This window comes from Acidimicrobiales bacterium (genome assembly GCA_041394245.1).
In the GTDB taxonomy this organism is placed as follows: Bacteria; Actinomycetota; Acidimicrobiia; order Acidimicrobiales; family Aldehydirespiratoraceae; genus JAJRXC01.
Genome location: JAWKIR010000003.1, coordinates 277648 through 293591, shown reverse-complemented (window position 1 = coordinate 293591; position 15944 = coordinate 277648). Strand labels below are relative to the sequence as shown.

Annotated in this window: 15 protein-coding genes; 13 read left to right on the top strand and 2 right to left on the bottom strand. The window is 68.1% G+C overall.

The annotated features are described in order from the left end of the window. Window positions 1-2 precede the first annotated feature (2 nt). The 5 genes from R2707_16005 (at window position 3) to R2707_15985 (ending at window position 5277) form a co-directional block, all read left to right on the top strand. Window positions 3-473, top strand: a complete 471-nt coding sequence (locus tag R2707_16005; GenBank protein ID MEZ5246603.1) for a hypothetical protein — start codon at window positions 3-5, stop codon at window positions 471-473. Next, a complete protein-coding gene (locus tag R2707_16000; protein MEZ5246602.1) occupies window positions 466-1668 on the top strand; it encodes a M15 family metallopeptidase in 1203 nt (400 codons plus the stop codon). The genes R2707_16005 and R2707_16000 overlap by 8 nt, the downstream gene beginning before the upstream one ends. A gap of 51 nt (window positions 1669-1719) precedes the next feature. Next, entirely contained in the window at window positions 1720-2802 is a 1083-nt protein-coding gene (locus R2707_15995) for an aminoglycoside phosphotransferase family protein (protein ID MEZ5246601.1), read from the top strand. Window positions 2803-2864: 62 nt separating this feature from the next. Then, the gene (locus R2707_15990) at window positions 2865-4091 is read left to right on the top strand and encodes an MFS transporter (GenBank protein MEZ5246600.1); all 1227 of its coding nucleotides are present in this window, start codon (window positions 2865-2867) and stop codon (window positions 4089-4091) included. 55 nt (window positions 4092-4146) lie between these two features. Then, window positions 4147-5277: a hypothetical protein gene (locus R2707_15985; GenBank protein MEZ5246599.1), complete on the top strand. Its 1131-nt coding sequence runs from the start codon at window positions 4147-4149 to the stop codon at window positions 5275-5277. Window positions 5278-5299: 22 nt separating this feature from the next. Here the strand turns inward: R2707_15985 and R2707_15980 are convergent, their stop codons facing one another. After that, window positions 5300-6292 carry a TylF/MycF/NovP-related O-methyltransferase gene (locus R2707_15980; protein MEZ5246598.1) on the bottom strand — a complete coding sequence of 331 codons (993 nt, stop codon included), beginning with the start codon at window positions 6290-6292 and terminating at the stop codon, window positions 5300-5302. 162 nt (window positions 6293-6454) lie between these two features. On the opposite strand from R2707_15980, the gene R2707_15975 reads away from it, so the two are divergent. Then, the gene (locus tag R2707_15975; protein ID MEZ5246597.1) at window positions 6455-7321 is read left to right on the top strand and encodes a BTAD domain-containing putative transcriptional regulator; all 867 of its coding nucleotides are present in this window, start codon (window positions 6455-6457) and stop codon (window positions 7319-7321) included. Between the two features lie 4 nt (window positions 7322-7325). On the opposite strand, the gene R2707_15970 is transcribed toward R2707_15975, so the two are convergent. After that, window positions 7326-8384, bottom strand: coding sequence for a hypothetical protein (locus R2707_15970; GenBank protein MEZ5246596.1), 1059 nt, complete (start codon window positions 8382-8384; stop codon window positions 7326-7328). A gap of 108 nt (window positions 8385-8492) precedes the next feature. Here R2707_15970 and R2707_15965 point away from each other — a divergent pair, with 108 nt between their 5' ends. The 7 genes from R2707_15965 to nuoH all read left to right on the top strand — a co-directional run bounded on the left by R2707_15965 (window position 8493) and on the right by nuoH (window position 15944). Then, on the top strand, window positions 8493-10262 hold the full coding sequence (locus R2707_15965; protein ID MEZ5246595.1) for a hypothetical protein: 1770 nt from the start codon (window positions 8493-8495) through the stop codon (window positions 10260-10262). A gap of 88 nt (window positions 10263-10350) precedes the next feature. Next, the gene (locus R2707_15960; GenBank protein ID MEZ5246594.1) at window positions 10351-12015 is read left to right on the top strand and encodes an S-layer homology domain-containing protein; all 1665 of its coding nucleotides are present in this window, start codon (window positions 10351-10353) and stop codon (window positions 12013-12015) included. Window positions 12016-12167: 152 nt separating this feature from the next. After that, window positions 12168-12533, top strand: a complete 366-nt coding sequence (ndhC, locus tag R2707_15955) for an NADH-quinone oxidoreductase subunit A (protein ID MEZ5246593.1) — start codon at window positions 12168-12170, stop codon at window positions 12531-12533. Continuing rightward, window positions 12533-13033, top strand: coding sequence for an NADH-quinone oxidoreductase subunit B family protein (locus R2707_15950; protein MEZ5246592.1), 501 nt, complete (start codon window positions 12533-12535; stop codon window positions 13031-13033). Before ndhC ends, R2707_15950 begins: the two co-directional genes overlap by 1 nt. Continuing rightward, a complete protein-coding gene (locus R2707_15945) occupies window positions 13020-13748 on the top strand; it encodes an NADH-quinone oxidoreductase subunit C (protein ID MEZ5246591.1) in 729 nt (242 codons plus the stop codon). The genes R2707_15950 and R2707_15945 overlap by 14 nt, the downstream gene beginning before the upstream one ends. Then, window positions 13741-14913 (top strand): NADH-quinone oxidoreductase subunit D 1, encoded by a 1173-nt coding sequence (locus tag R2707_15940; GenBank protein MEZ5246590.1) that lies wholly within the window; start codon window positions 13741-13743, stop codon window positions 14911-14913. Before R2707_15945 ends, R2707_15940 begins: the two co-directional genes overlap by 8 nt. Then, window positions 14910-15944: an NADH-quinone oxidoreductase subunit NuoH gene (gene nuoH, locus R2707_15935; protein MEZ5246589.1), complete on the top strand. Its 1035-nt coding sequence runs from the start codon at window positions 14910-14912 to the stop codon at window positions 15942-15944. The genes R2707_15940 and nuoH overlap by 4 nt, the downstream gene beginning before the upstream one ends.

Here is a 15944-nt window from a genome sequence, read left to right as displayed (position 1 = left end):
CGGTGCGTTCGGCCGGGCCCGACGATCCCGGCCCGGCGCCCGTCTCGTGGGACGAGGCGCGTGAGGTCGTCGCGCTCACCCTCAGCTTCTGTGCCGCCTCGATGGCATTGGCACCCCTGGCGTTCCGCCTGATCGACGGACAGTGGGACCGCAACGGTTTCCGTTCGGCCCTCCAGGGGGCGACCACCCCATCGACGGGCCTCGTGATCCTCTTCGCCGCCGTCGTGGTCGCCACCACGCCGGCCGCCGACGTGACGCCGCGGTTGCGACGAATCGTCAACCTCGTCGCCGTGATTGTCGTTGTTCTCTGTGTGATCCACATCCTCGACCTCCTGTTCTCCGAATCGGCCGGTGGTGTGCGTCGCTTCTTCACCCGCTTCCCGACGATCCTCTGGCGCCCGGCGCCGGCCGGTCTCATGGCCGGGGTGGCCGCGTGGACGGCCCGTCGTGTCGTACCGTTCCCCGGTGGCTGAGATCCGACGCGTCCTCGCGGTCCTCGTGGCGACCGGCATGCTCGCAGCCGCGCCGGCCGCGGCACAGGACGCGCCGAGTCTCGTCGAACCCGACACCTACCTGGTGATGTTCGACCAGGCCGACCTCCGCGGCATGGTGCGCCCCGACGACGTGGTCTACGACGCGCTCGTCGAGATCACCGGGGATCCGGAGGTCGACCAACGTATCCGTGTCGCCGCCGAGGCCCGTGGGTACACGCGCCGCCCGGTCGCCGCAGCGGATCTCGTCCCGGTCGACGGTCGCCGGCTCCAAGACGCTGCGGCAGAAGCGTGGACGGCCATGAAGGCCGCCGCTCGGGACGATGGTGTCGCCCTCGTGATGACCTCGGCGTATCGCGACCTCGACGACCAGCGGGCCCTGTTTCTCCGGCGGCTCGACGGACGGACGAGCGACACCGGGATCGATGAGGCACTGCGGACCAGTGCGCCGCCCGGCTACTCGAAACACCACGGGGGTTACGCGATCGACGTGGGCCAGGCGGGCGGGAGCGAGGTCGGGTTCGCCGGCACTGCGGCGTACCGGTGGCTCTCCGACTTCGACTTCGCCCGGGCCAAGCGCTTCGGCTTCATCCCGTCGTACCCGGTCGACGGCGAGGACATGGGGCCAGATCCCGAAGCGTGGGAGTTCGTGTGGGTCGGCCCGGGCCGCATCTCGTGTGCCACGGGACTCGCGTCCGTCGCCGGCTTCTGCGACATCGGGCTCGAGCCCCGACGCGACGACATCGTGTGGACGGCCGATCTCGGGGTCACCGTGGGGTGTGCGCCGGGACGCTTCTGCCCCGACGACCCGATCACCCGGGGTGAGGCGGCGTCGATGCTGTGGCGCCTGCACGGAGCGCCGCCTGCCGCGACATCGGCCCCCTTCGCCGACGTGTTCGCCCTCGACCATTTCCGGCCCGCCGTCGACTGGCTGTGGTCGATCGGCGTGGTCGCCGGTACGAGCCCGGCAACCTTCTCGCCCGAGGACTTCCTCGCCCCCGACGAGGCGTTCGCGCTCATCGTGCGCCTTGCCGCCGTCGACGACCGCCCGGCCCCTTCGGGGCTCGCGGGGCCCGCCGTGGAGACCGCCGCCGACCCGCTCGGCCTCGGGGATCCGGGTGCCCTGATCAGCCGCGCCGAGTTCGCGTCGGTGCTCCGCGCGTCCGCCGCGGCCTGAAGTAGCTTCGTCGGCGGAACCCCGGAGGTCGCCTGTCATGAGTCACTCGTCATGAGTCAACTGCCGTCATCGCTCTCGGAGCTCACGCCCGACTTCGTGTCGACGCGGCTCGCGGCTCACGGCCACGATGCCGAGGTCGCCGAGATCGCGGTCAGCCCGATCGACGGCTTCATGGGGATCATGGGCGAGGTCGTCGTCGTCGAACTCGAGTACGCGAACGACACCGACCTGCCGACCACGATGATCGGCAAGTGCCCGATGGATGACGACCTGGCCCGGATGTACAACGAGGTCATGAACTCCTACAAGCGGGAGAACGGCTTCTACCGGGATCTCGCCGACGCCGTGCCGATGCGGGTGCCGAAGGCGTTCATCAACGAATACGACGAGGCGGCGGGCCGTGGGGTGCTCCTCCTCGAGAAGATCGAGGGTGCCGCAGGCGACATCCTGGCTCCGCCCGACATCGAGATGTTCTCGACGCTGCTCGCCCAACTCGGCACGATGCACGGTCGGTTCTGGCAGAGTCCGGTCTACGGCGACCTCGACTGGGCGATCGACTGGACGCTCCCGTCGCTGCGCCTCGGCATCCCGATCCTGCAGGAACACTGGCCCGCCGTGCGCAAGGTGCGACCCGACATGGCGCCGGCCGAGATTCTCGACTTCTTCGAGCGCACCTGGATCTACGACACCGAGACCTGGCTCGAGCGGGTGGCCGAACGCCCGTGGACGATGATCCACGGCGACTACGAGTTCGACAACATCTTCTTCGCCCCCGACGGCCCTGTCGTCCTCGACTGGCAGACGCTCATGAAGAGCTTCCCCGGCGGCGATCTCGCCTGGTTCCTCGGCCTCGGAGCGACCGATGAGTCCATCGCCGAGGAAGCTGCGTTGATCGACGTCTACCGGGCCGCACTGGCCGCCGCCGGTGGGCCCGAGTGGTCGCGCGACGAGGTCCTCGACGACGCCGCGGCCAGCCTCCAGTTCCACTGCACCTCGGCCGTGTCGACGCTCAACGGCGTGATCGCGGCCGGCGCGCCGCCCGAGGATCGGACCCGGCAACGGTTCGAGAAGATGGTCGTCGGGATGTTCGGCTGCGCCGAGCGTTGGAACGTGCTCGAACGCGTCCCCGAATAGGTCGCCGTTTCGAGCGGGGCGGTTTGGACCCGGGCCACCCAGAGGCGACACACTGATCGGGCATGACCTCCACCGCGCCCGCACCGATCGCCGCGCTCGGTCATCGTGACTATCGGGTCTTCTGGTTCGCCAGCGTCGTGTCGAACATCGGGTCGCTGGCATCGCTCACCGCCCTCGGCTGGGTGGTGAAGGAACAGACCGACAGCGCGTGGCGGGTCACGCTCATCGCCGTCGCGGGGCTGCTTCCGTTGGCGGTGGCCGGCCCGGTGGGTGGGGCGTTGGCCGACCAGATGCGGCGCCGCGATCTGCTGGCCATGTCGTTGGCGCTCCAGGGCGTGTTCGCCGCGGTGGTCGCCCTGGTGGTGTGGCAGCTCGCGGATCCCTACTGGCTGCTCTTCGCCCTTTCGATCGCCGGAGGATTCGTGTCGTCGCTCGGCGCGCCGGTGCAGCAGGCCATCGTGACCGAGCTCGTCCCGCCCCAGCACCTCCGCAACGCGATCTCGCTCAACTCGACCCAGTGGAACACGTCCCGGGCGCTCGGCCCGCTCCTCGCCGGCGTGCTCATCGCCGCGGTCGGAGCGGTGTGGGTGTTCTGGATCAATTCGGTCAGCTTCATCGTGATGGTCGGCGCTCTGCTGCTCATCCCCGCCCGACCGGTGGCGTCGGGCACGGGCGAAGGGTTCTTCCAGGTCATCCGCTCGGGGATGCGCTATGCGTTCGACTCGCCGGGGATCCGGGCCTGTCTGTTGGCGGGCGGGTTGGTCGGGATCCTGTTGGCTCCGCTGACCTGGCTGATCGCGGTCATCGCGACCGACGGATTCGACACGGGCGAGGGCGAGTTCGGGGTGCTCGCGTCGTCGTTCGGTTTCGGCGCACTGGCCGGTGCGGTGCTGCTCGTGTTCATCGAGCGGCACTTCGACCACCGCCACGTCGTGGTGGCCGCGCTGCTCTCGATGTCGAGCTTCGTCATCATCTCCGGGCTCGTGTCGGAGGTGTGGATGGGTGTGGTCGTGCTGTTCCTCGCCGGTCTGTCGTTCACCCCCGGCGTGTCGACGGTGGTGGCGGCCATGCAGGCCCACACCGACGATGCGTATCGCGGGCGGGTGATGTCGCTGTGGTTGATGTGGTTCGGGATGGTGTCGCCGGCCGCAGTGATCGTGCAGGGTTTCGTCGCCGAGGTCGCGTCGATCGGGGTCGCGCTGGTCGGGACGGGACTTCTCGGCATCGCGGCGGGGGCGGTCTTGGTCTCGCGAGGGATCCATCTCGCGATCGATCCACCGGCGGTCTGAACGAAGGCCACCTTCGGTTTGGACCGGGTTCACATCGGCCGACCAGACTGCGGGCATGCCCCTCAGCCCCGGTGACGACTTCCTCATCCATCAGTTTCCCGAGCCGATCGACACGGTCTTCACCGGGGACCGCCACTTCTACGATCGCTACTACTTCAACATGCACGGCTCGGACGACTCGCTCTTCATGGTCTTCGGCATGGGGCAGTACCCGAACCTCGGGGTCACCGACGCGTTCGTGACGGTGTCACACGGCGACCACCAGGTGACCGTGCGGGCCTCTCGTGAGCTGGGCTCGGACCGGATGGACACCACGGTCGGGCCGCTGAAGGTCGAGGTGATCGAGGGCCTGCGCACGCTCCGCATGACCTGCGACGAGAACGAGTGGGGTCTCTCCCTCGACCTCACCTTCACGGCGATGACCGAGGCGTTGGCCGAACCGAAGTCGATGACCTATGTCGGCCAGCGCCAGACGCAGAACACGTTCCGTCTCGCCCACGTCGGGGCCTACGAGGGTTGGATCGAGGTCGACGGTGTGCGCTACGAGGTCACCCCCGATCGCTGGATGGGGGCCCGGGACCACAGCTGGGGTGTCCGCCACGGTGTCGGTGAGCCGGAGCCGAAGGGCATCGGCGCCAAGATCCATCCCGACATGTCCATGGGGTTCTTCCACAACTGGTTGCCGATCCAGTTCGACGATCACATGGTGAAGATCACCATCGACAACGATCACGCCGGGCGTCGCATCCTCGAGGAAGCGGTGAAGCTCTACAACCTGGGCGACGATCGCGCCCCCGAGCATCTCGGCCGACCCGAGATCGACATCACCTACTTCCCGGGCACCCGCGAGGTCGAGAAGGCCGAGGTCTGGTTCAGCGGCGACGGCGCGTCGGATCTGCGGATCACCACGACGCCACTGCGAACCGTCTATCTCAAAGCCGGTTCGGGCTACATGTACGACGGCTACTGGGGCCACGGTGTGTGGCAGGGAGCCGAGCTCAAGGTCGAGGGTGTCGACACTCCGATCGGTGCGCCGACGGAACGGCTCGACATCGCGCTGCTCAACGAGACGTTGTGCCGACACGAGACCAACGACGGACGGATCGGCTACGGCATGCACGAGAACCTGGCGGCCGGCCTCTACATCCCGTTCGGATGGATGTCGCCCGACGCCGTCGCCGACTGAGCAACGTCGCCGGGATCTCCCGCTACTCCGGCGGGAGAATCCGCTGCAGGTGGGAGCGCTCGATCTCCTCGATCGTCCGGGTGGTCATCGTCCATGCGGCCGCGTCGTAGCTGATCGGCCACGGTGCTTCGTTCTCCGGCACGAAGTCCCAGAGTGCGAAGAAGTCCTTGCGCGTGGCCGCGGCGCTCAGCGGGCGTTGGAATGGCGAGCGGTCCCGGGCGGGGCCGCCGAAGAACTGTCCGACGCCGATACCGGTTCCCGCACCGAGGATGCCGGGTGGCGGCCGGTCGAAGTGGCGCGCCCACCACTGTTCGGAGAAGAAGAGGGCGCAGAAGTCGAGCCGCAGGTACTCGTCGATGAAGACCCATCCGCGCGCGGTGAGGAAGGGCCACAGGTGCAGGACACAGTCGTGGAGGGAGTCCTGGTAGTCGACATCGAGATAGGCGAACACGATCGGTTCGGAGTGGTTCGGCAGGGTCTGGTTGAACCATCCCTTGCGGAACTCGCAGACGTCGATCTCGCCATGGGCCTCGATGTTGTGTCGGACTTCGTCGAGCGCCCCGTGGAAGGCGCCGGTGCCGAGCGCGCCGGCCCACCGGTCGCCCTCGGCCGGTTCGGGAAGGCCCTCGAACGAGTCGTAGACGATCAGCGTGCGGTCGACGAGCTTCGCGACCAGCGACAGGTTCGTGGTGGTACCGCCCTTCCACGCACCGCACTCGACCAGGCAACCGTCGACTCGCGGTGGGATGGCGAGGATCTTCGACGCCATGGCGACATGGGCCCGGAAGTTGGTGCCCGTCTCGATGTGACGACCGTTGCGGTACATGCGGACCACCAGCCGGAATCGGTCACGCCACGAGATCGGGTAGTGGCCACCGGTGGTTCGGTCGTGGAGGAAGGAGTAGGTGATCAGCGGAATCGACACGAGGTCGTGGATTCGGTGGAACCGACGCGCCGCTGCATTCCCCGGCTTGTCGCGAATCGCCGACAGTCTGCTGCGGAGTCCCTCGAGCACGTCGTGAACCTATCCGATGACGCCGCTGGTTCTCAGCCCGGATCCCGCCTCCGACGGACCGCAAGCAACGGATCACCAACCGTCACCCGCCGTCGACGCGGAAAATGTCCCGCCACGGAGCGTGATGTCACATCTCTCCAACAACGAGAGAAGGGCGCGGCGATGCGAGTTGGCGAGCGGTTGATCGGTCACGATGCGGAGGTGGGGGTCGGCGTGCTCGGCCCCGCCACGATCGGCGCGCAGTCGGCGACTCCGAGACAGCGGGCACTGATCGCCGCGCTGGCCCTGGCCGGCGATCGCGGCGCTGCCATCGACGAATTGGCCGACGGCGTGTGGGGTGGGCGACCTCCGAGCAGTGCCCGCGCCTCCCTGCAGAACCAGATGACGCGGTTGCGACGGATGCACGGCGACGACCTCATCGTCTGCGAGTACACGCGGTACCGGCTCGGCCGGACCACCGACGTCGACGTGTTCGAACGCGTCGTGGCAGGGGCGCGGTCGGCGCCGGCCGCGGCGGCCACGATCGACTCGTTGGCCGGAGCGCTCGGGCTGTGGCGGGGAACGCCCTACGACGATCTCGCCGACAGTCACGCGGCCGAGATCGAACGCGCCCGCCTCACCCAGCTGCGGGGGCGGGCGGCCGACCTCCTGGCGATCGGTCGGATCAGGATTCGCGACTACGAGCAGTGCATCGTCGAGCTACGGGTCGAGGTCGAGGACGACCCGTACCGCGACCGGGCGTGGGAACTGCTGTTCGTCGCGCTCCAACGGGCGGGGCGGACCGGCGAGGCCCTCGCCGCCCATCGGGTCTATGTCGAACGGTTGCGCGAACAGTTCGGTTCGGAGCCGAGCGACGCGTTGACGGCGGTGGGCCGAGCGCTGCGGAGCGGTTCGCCGCTCGAGCTGGTGTCGGAAGGGATCAGCGTTCAGATCCCGACGTCGTCGTCGGAGGCCGTCTGCGGACACGATCCGATGGGTCGCCGTTGCCGGAGCCGCGGCCATCGACGGACCCGCCGGGTCGACCCGTGACGCCTCAGACCACCCACACCACCGCGCGGCCGCCGGGCGGGTCGTACCGACAGGCATGACCGGTCCGTACCGTCGCTCGGAGATGACCGGCGAGCAGCGGGTGATCGCTCTCGATTCCCTTGATCGTGCGCGACAGCAGCTTCCCGACACGTGACCGCACGGCGTCGTCGTACAGCCGGGCCCGGATCTCGTCGACCCCGGCGTCGGATGTGGCCATGATCGCCTCGATGTCACCGCCCTTGACGAGCCGGTCCAGGGCAATGGCGGGGAACGGGCGGCCCGGGTTCTGCACGAGGTGATGGAGCATCGCGAGACCCTTGCTCTCGCGTTGCGAGACATCGCCCATCACCCCGAACCCCACCCGCCAAGGGCGACCGGGCCGGAGGCGTCCGACGGTCGGGCCACCGAGGGGTGGGATGTGTTCGTCGGGACGGGTCAGCCGGCCGGTTCGCTCCAGGAGGGACCGATAGCCGCCGGCCCGGAAGAAGAGGCCGGCGGCACTCAGGAGTTGGTCGACAGCCGGTCCGCTCGTTGGCGGTCCGGCATCGCCGACGACCTCGGCACACAGCTTGATCCGGGCGAGCTCGACCCGGGCCAGTGCGCCCCAGAGCGGTGCTCGGGCATCACCGATCGCGATGGCCTGTTCGAGGCGGACGACTGCACTGTCGAGGTCGCCCGTCGCAGCGATGAGCGGACCCTCGGCCAGGGCTCGTGGCCCGAGCGGGACACCGTCCTCGACCAGAAGGGCCGGCTGCTCCCGCAGTGCAACCAGGAGCGTCTCGGCCATCGACGGCGGACCCACTCGCGACACCGCCCACGCCGCCGACGCGAGCTGCTGGTTGTCGCCGGCCGACAGGTCGACGTCGGCGAGGAGGGCTGCCGCCCGGGCCTCGTCGCCCGATGCCGCGGCGGCGCGGGCGCGCACCGCCGGACTGCCTCGTTCGGCCCACCCCGCGAACCGACCGGCGAGGAAGTCGACCTCCGCAGCGACGACGGGCGCGAGATCATCGGAGTCGATGAGGTCGGGAATGCCTCGCTCGATCAGGTCGTGCTCCGCCGGCATCGTGGTCAGCGTACGGTCGGCCGATCTCACGCGACGAGTCGACCGTGCTATGTAGATGGTCGACCCGAGGCAAACCAGCCACGCCGAGCGACACAGCAACGAGGACCGATGTTGGCGAACCGGCTCCCGTGGGAGATCGTCGAGACGCTGCCGTTCACCGACCGGGCGCTGATCGACTCGTGGGATCGACGGGTGGAAGCGGCCGCGAGCGTCGAGGAGCGCGTCATCGGCCTGGTGGGTCGGGCGCTGGCGCGGTACTGGGCGCCGGCGGTGGGCGCGACGGCCGAGTCGTGGGAGGTGACGGCACAGCGGCGCCACGACGACATCGATCTCGCACTCGGCCTCGCCCGCGACGGCGGTGATGCGGACCTGATCGCAACGGCGTCGCTCGGTCGGCTGTATGCGACATGGGGCCCGCCCGAGCCGATCGGCCGGCGCGTCGTCCTCGACGAGTTGGAGCGGCTCCGGCCTTCGGTGGCGGACCAGGAGCTGCGGATCCGGATCGTCGAATGGCAGGTCCTCGACCGGTTCGACGCCGGTGATCTGGCGGGGGTACGACGGTGGATCGATGCGTTCCTCGCCGAAGCTGCGGGTGTCGACTCGAAGCTGTTCGCCCGTCGTGAGGTGTTGTGGCGGGCCAACCTCGAGATGCTCGAAGGCGATCTCGACGAGGCGGTGCGGCTCAACGAGGAGGCGATCGCGTCGACCGCCGATCTCGCCGGCTCACCGTTCTCCTTCCAGAACGTCGCCATCACGATGGCCATCGCCACGTTCTTCCGAAAGGGGTTGGCCGATGTCCTCGACGCCATCCGCTCGATACGGGCGTCGTCGCCCCGTGTCGAAGCGAACTGGGATGTCGGGTTGGCGTTCGCCCTGTCCGAGGTCGGAGAGTTGGTCGAGGCCCGAGCCCGCTTCGACGAGCTGGCCCGCGACCGATTCGCCGCGGTGCCGCGAGACCTCAACTGGCTCGTGTCCATGCAACTGCTCGGGCTCATCGCGCTGAACCTCGATGACCGCGAACGTGCCGTGCACCTGCTCGACGAGCTCCGCCCGTATGCGATGCTCGACGGCACGCATGGTTCCGGGTATGCGTCGTACGGCCCGGTGGGACGGGTGGTCGGCCTTCTCGCAGCGTCGGTCGGGGCGGACGACGAGGCCGCATCGTGGTTCGACTTCGTTCTCACCTCGCGCGACCCCGGCCCCTGGACATCGCTGACCCGTCTGGATCGAGCGACCTCTCGAGCGCACGCCGACCCGGCCGGCGCGTTGGCGGACGCCGATCGAGCCGAGGAGGAGCTTCGGCGCTTCGGCCTCGACGCCCGTGCCGATGCGGCGCGGGCGCTCGCCGTTCGGATCCGGCTCGACGGCCATGGCGGTCCGGTCGCCCGGTTGTCCGGCGGCACGTGGACCCTCACCCATCCGAGCGGACGGGCCGACGTGCGCGACGGTGTCGGTGTGCGCTACCTCTGCCGGTTGTTGCGACATCCCGGCGAACGGGTCGATGTCGTCGACCTCGACGAGCGGATCGACCCGTCGCTCCCGAGGGAATCGGTCGTGGAGCCCTCGATCGACCGGGGGGCACAGGCTGCCTACCGTCGTCGGCTCGTGGAACTCGAAGGGATGCCCGTGCGCACGCGGCAACTCGATGCGGAGCGCGAGTTCCTCCTGAAGGAGCTGGCCGGCGCCGCACACCCGGCCGCCGCCTCGCGCGAGATCGAGAAGGCGCGGGTACGGGTGACGGCCGCGGTCCGCAGAGCGGTGGCAGCGATCAGCGACGCGTCACCCGGTCTCGGTGAGCATCTGGCCACCAGCGTGGAAACGGGTCGGCGATGCAGCTACCAGCCCCGCGACGGCATCGCCTGGCGGGTCGAGAGCTGACCACGCGTCGTGGGGTTGTTGGTGATCCGTTGGTGGGGATCGCGTAGAGAACGGGTTCCCTTCCAATCGAGTGACTCGAGGAACCCCCATGAGCAACCTCTCCTGCCGCGGCGTCGCGGCTGCCGTGGCCATGACGGTGGCGGCAAGCGCCGTCGCCGTCCTTCCCGCCGGCGCGGCCGTACCGACCGCCGGATGGACGGCATCGACCGGCAGTGCGGGATCGGTGCGGTACTTCGATGCCGCGACCGGTGACGACGGCTCGGTCGTCGTGGCCGGCTGGCAGCAGAGCGGCGGCGAGACCGACGGCGTCGTGCGCAAGCTCGACGCGGCGGGCAACGAGGTGTGGAAGCGGCTGATCGGCGACGTGGGCACGGCCGACTGGATCAACGCCGTGGACGTCGCCGATGACGGCACCGTCTTCGTCGTCGGTCAGACCCGCGGTGACATCGGCGGTCCCCGCGGTGGGAGCGACTTCGACGTCTTCGTGTCCAAACTCTCGTCGCAGGGGGTTGTCCAGTGGAGTCGTCAGTTCGGTCAGAACGGGGCGAACTCCGACGACATCGGTGTCGGCGTTGCCGCTGCGCCCGACGGATCGGTCTTCGTCGGTGCAACGGTCAGCTTCTCGGACAATCCGGCGGTGACGCGCTACAACAGCGCCGGCGTCCAGCAGTTCCAGTACGCCTACGCCTTTGCCGGTGACCGCATCACGGACATGGCCTGGTCCGATGCGTACGGCGCGGCGTATTTCGTGGGCACGGGCACGACCGGTGGGTTCATCTCGAACGCCTCCCTCAATGGCACCGACGGCGGATTCGCCAGGGTGGCCGGCATCGACGTGCAGGCGGTGGCCGTGGCCCCGAACAACGACATCGTCGTCGGCGGCGACGGATATCTGGCCCGGTACAGCTTCCTCCAGCTCCCGATCTGGTCCGACACGTCGGTGCCGCTCGACATCGTCGATCTCGACGTCGAGTCCGACAACAGCATCGTGGCGTTCACGACCAACACCTCCGGGGCGAGTCCGGCACTGCGGGGCTTCACGTCGAGTGGATCGCTCGAGAGCTGGTCCAAGCCGTTGGCCGCCCCGGCCGATGGCATCGTCGTCGCCACCACCGACGGAGGGGTCTTCGCCTCCTCGATCGGTGCGAGCTTCGACACCGTGCGTCTCGCCCGGTTCACCGGTTCGAGCACGGCCGGCCCGATCGCCGGGTTCACCGACGTGCCGGCGGGAGCGTTCTACACCGACGCCGTCGTGTGGCTGAAGACCGAAGGCATCACGACGGGTACCTCGGCGACCACGTACTCGCCGAACGATGTCGTGACCCGGGCCCAGATGGCGGCGTTCCTGCACCGTCTGGCCGGTTCGCCCACCGGTAGTCCTGCGTCGGGATTCAGCGACGTGCCCGCCGGTGCGTTCTACAGCGATGCAGTGGCGTGGTTGAAGGCCGAAGGCATCACCACCGGCACGTCGGCGTCGACGTATTCGCCGAACGATGTCGTGACCCGGGCCCAGATGGCGGCGTTCCTGCACCGTCTGGCCGGTTCGCCCGGCGGCAACCCCTCGTCGGGCTTCGGCGACGTGCCCGGCGATGCCTTCTACGCCGAAGGCGTCCGCTGGCTCAAGGACCAGGGCATCACCACCGGCACGTCGGCGTCGACGTATTCGCCGAACGATGTCGTGACCCGGGCCCAGATGGCGGCCTTCCTCTACCGCATGGCGACGGACTCGGACTGGGAGTACCCGGGCGCCTGACCGGCACGGTTGCGGCATCCGGAGCCGCGCCGGGCCGAAACTTCATCGCAATCCCGCTGGGGACGTCCGCCGGGCGGTAGGTTCTGGCCGCCGGGAACGGATCTTTCCCCGGCTTTGTTCTGCCTGAAACACGATCGCTAGGCTCATCCTTCGTGTCGGATTTTCTCCGTAGTTACCTCACTGTCGGGATCTTTGGTCTCGTCGGCGTTGCGCTCGTTGCCGTGTTCCTCGGCCTCGGCGCAATTCTGCGACCCTCGAACCCGACCGAACAGAAGCTCGAGACCTACGAGTCGGGTGTCGACCCGACCGGCGACATGTGGTCGCAGTCCAACATCCGCTACTACATCTTCGCCCTGCTCTTCGTCATGTTCGACGTCGAAGCGGTCTTCATCTTCCCGTGGGCCACACGCCTCGAGGCCTACGAGCTGTTCGGCCTCATCGAAATGGCGATCTTCGTCTACATCTTGCTGCTCGGGCTGGTCTACGCCTGGCGCAAGGGAATGCTCAGGTGGGTCTGATGGGTCTGGTCGAATCCGGCAAGGTTCCGAAGGGCATCACCTCGCTGCTCAACATGAGCCGCAAGTACAGCCTGTGGGTGTATCAGTGGGGTCTCGCCTGCTGCGCGATCGAGATGGGCGCCGCGTTCGGGTCGCCCCGCTACGACGTCATGCGCCTCGGGGTCATCCCGCTGCCGGCCAGCCCGCGCCAGACCGACCTCGTGGTCATCTCGGGCACGGTCACCGACAAGATGGCGCCGGCCGTGAAGCGTCTCTACGAGCAGATGCCCGAACCCAAGTACGTGATCTCCATGGGTTCGTGCGCGAACTGCGGCGGCCCCTACTGGGACTCCTACTCGGTCACCAAGGGCGTCGACCAGATCATCCCGGTCGACGTCTACGTCCCCGGTTGCCCGCCCCGGCCCGAAGCGCTGCTCGAGGGCATCGTCTTGCTGCAGGAGCGGATCCAGAACGAGGACATGGCCGCGCGTTGGAGAGGTGAGGCAATTGTCGTCGACTGACACCCCCACCGAAGAGATCGAAGAGATCGCCGCGCCCGACACCGTCCGCGAAGCGATGCTGTCGCAGCTGACCGGCGAACTCGGCGACGCGCTCGTCGGCAGCCATCTCGAGCCCGGCATCGACCTCACCATCCGAGTGACCGCCGCCGCCTGGGCCGACACCGCCGCGTTCTTGAAGAACGGCATGGGGTTCGGCTACTTCAACTTCGTCAGCGCCATCGACTGGCTGCCGTCGCCGTTCGGGCGCGACATGGACTCCCAGGTCGACATTGCCCTCGCTGCATCCGCAGACCCCGAGCCCGCGTCGGACGGAGCCGGTCCGGCGGATGACGGCGCGGAGATGACCTGGGGCCTCGCCGGTGGCGAGACCCGTTTCCAGGTGTTCGCCCGCGTCAACGACATCGTTAATCATCGCGCCGTCACCATCAAGGCCGACGTGCCCGAGGATTCGCTCACCGTTCCGAGCTGGGTCTCGGTCTATGCCGGCGCCAACTGGCACGAGCGTGAGGCGTGGGAGATGTTCGGCATCACCTTCGAGGGTCATCCCGGCCTGCGCCACATCTACCTGCCCGGCGAGTTCGAGGGCAATCCGATGCGCAAGGACTTCCCGCTGCTGGCCCGCCGCGTCAAGCCGTGGCCCGGCATCGTCGACGTCGAGGCCATGCCCGGCGACGACGACGAAGACGGCGAGGGAGAGGGTGATTCCAGTGACTGACATCACCGATCGCCAGCAGCTCAGCTACATCGCGGCCCAGGCCGCCGATGCACGGCTCAACCTCGAGCTCGAGACCGAGGGCATGACCCTCAACATCGGTCCCCAGCATCCGGCCACCCACGGCACCCTGCGCATCGTGGCCAAGCTCGACGGTGAGCAGGTCATCGCCGCCGACCCGGTCATGGGCTACATGCACCGTGGCTACGAAAAGCTCACCGAGGTGCGCACCTACCCGCAGGTGACCACCCTCATCAATCGCATCGACTGGCTCGGCAGTTTCGCCAACGAGGTGCCGTTCATCCTCGCCGCCGAGCAGCTGATGGAGGTCGAGGCGCCGCCTCGGGCCCAGTGGATCCGCACGATCCTGTTCGAGATGAGCCGCATCGCCAATGTGGTGCTGTTTCTCGGCGACATGGCCGTCCAGGTCGGCGCGGTCACGCCGGTGTTCTTCGCCTTCCGCGACCGCGAGCACATCCTCAACCAGATCGAGTCCGCCACCGGCGGCCGCTTCCACCCCAACTTCGACCGCATCGGTGGTCTCAAGGACGACCTGCCCGCCGGCTGGGTCGCCGAGACCAAGCAGGTCATGAAGAAGATGCGGGGCTTCTGCGACCAGATCGAGACCCTCGTCATGGGCAACGAGATCTTCCAGAAGCGCACCCGTGGCATCGGCGTCATCCCGGCCGACATCGGTCTGCAATACGGCCTGTCCGGCGCCAACATCCGTGGCTCGGGCGTCGACTGGGACGTCCGCCGAGACAACCCCAACGGCCTCGTCTACGACCAGGTCGACTGGAAGGTCTGGACCCACCCCGACGGTGATTCGTTCAGCCGGTTCTGGGTGCGGCTCCAGGAGGTCCGCGAGGCCACGAAGATCGTCGACCAGTTGCTCGACACCATCCCGGCCGGTCCGATCATGGCCAAGGTGCCGCGCATCATCAAGGTGCCCGCCGGTGAGGCCTATGTCGAGACCGAGAACCCGCTCGGCGTGATGGGCTACTACGTCGTGTCCAAGGGCGACCTGGTCCCGTACCGGGTGAAGATCCGCTCGGCGTCGTTCTCCAACATGTCGATCACGCCGTGGTTGCTGAAGGGCGTCTACGTGCCCGACATCATCACGATCCTCGGTTCGCTCTACTTCATCCTCGGAGACATCGACCGGTGAGTCTGCTCGCAGAACTGTCCTACTGGCAGCAGACCAGCCTGCGCGTCGTCGGCGGCCTCGCCGGCGTGCTGCTCGTGGCCGGCACGCTCGTGTACCTGCACCTGTTCAAGATGGTGTCGTTCATGCAGAGCCGCCTCGGCCCGATGGAGGCCGGCCCGTTCGGCTCGTTGCAGCTCCTCGCCGAGGTCGGCAAGCACCTCCAGAAGGAAGACATCTTCCCCCGCAAGGCCGACAAGTTCGTCTTCGCCGCGGCGCCCTTCGTCATCCTCGCCAGCACCTTCCTGCTCGTCGTGGTGGTGCCGGCCGGGCCCGACGCCTGGTTCATCTCGAACGATGTCGGTATCTATCTCGCGATGGCCGTGTCGTCGGTGTCGGTCATCGGCATCCTCATGGCCGGCTGGGGTTCGGCCAACAAGTACTCGCTGCTCGGCGGCCTGCGGGCCACCGGCCAGCTCATCGCCTACGAACTCCCGCTGATCCTCGCGGTCGTCGGCGTGGTCATCCAGGCCGGCACGATGAACATGCAGGGCATCGTCGCCGCCCAGGCCAACGGCGAGATCTTCGGCTGGGACGGGATCGGCAACCCCTACATCCTCACCCAGGGCGTGGCCTTCATCATCTTCATGATCGCCATGCAAGCCGAGCTCACCCAGGCGCCGTTCGACATGCCGATCGCCGAGTCCGAGCTCGTCTCGGGCTACATGACCGAGTACTCGGGCATGCGCTTCCTGCTGTTCTTCATCGGCGAGTTCGCCACCGCCGGCGTGTTCGCCGCCGTCGCCTCGGTGCTCTTCCTCGGCGGCTGGTGGGCGCCGATCCCGGGTCTCGAGTTCGACGACAACGTCTGGAACGTCCTCGGCCCGCTCCTGTTGATCGCCAAGATCGTCGTCCTCACCTTCGTCGTGTTCTGGGTGCGCTTCACCTTCCCCCGTTTCCGCGAGGACCAGCTGCAGCGCCTCGCCTGGAAGTTCCTCATCCCCATCGCCCTCGCCAACATCGTGGTGACGGCCGTCTTCAAGGTCTGGATCTGA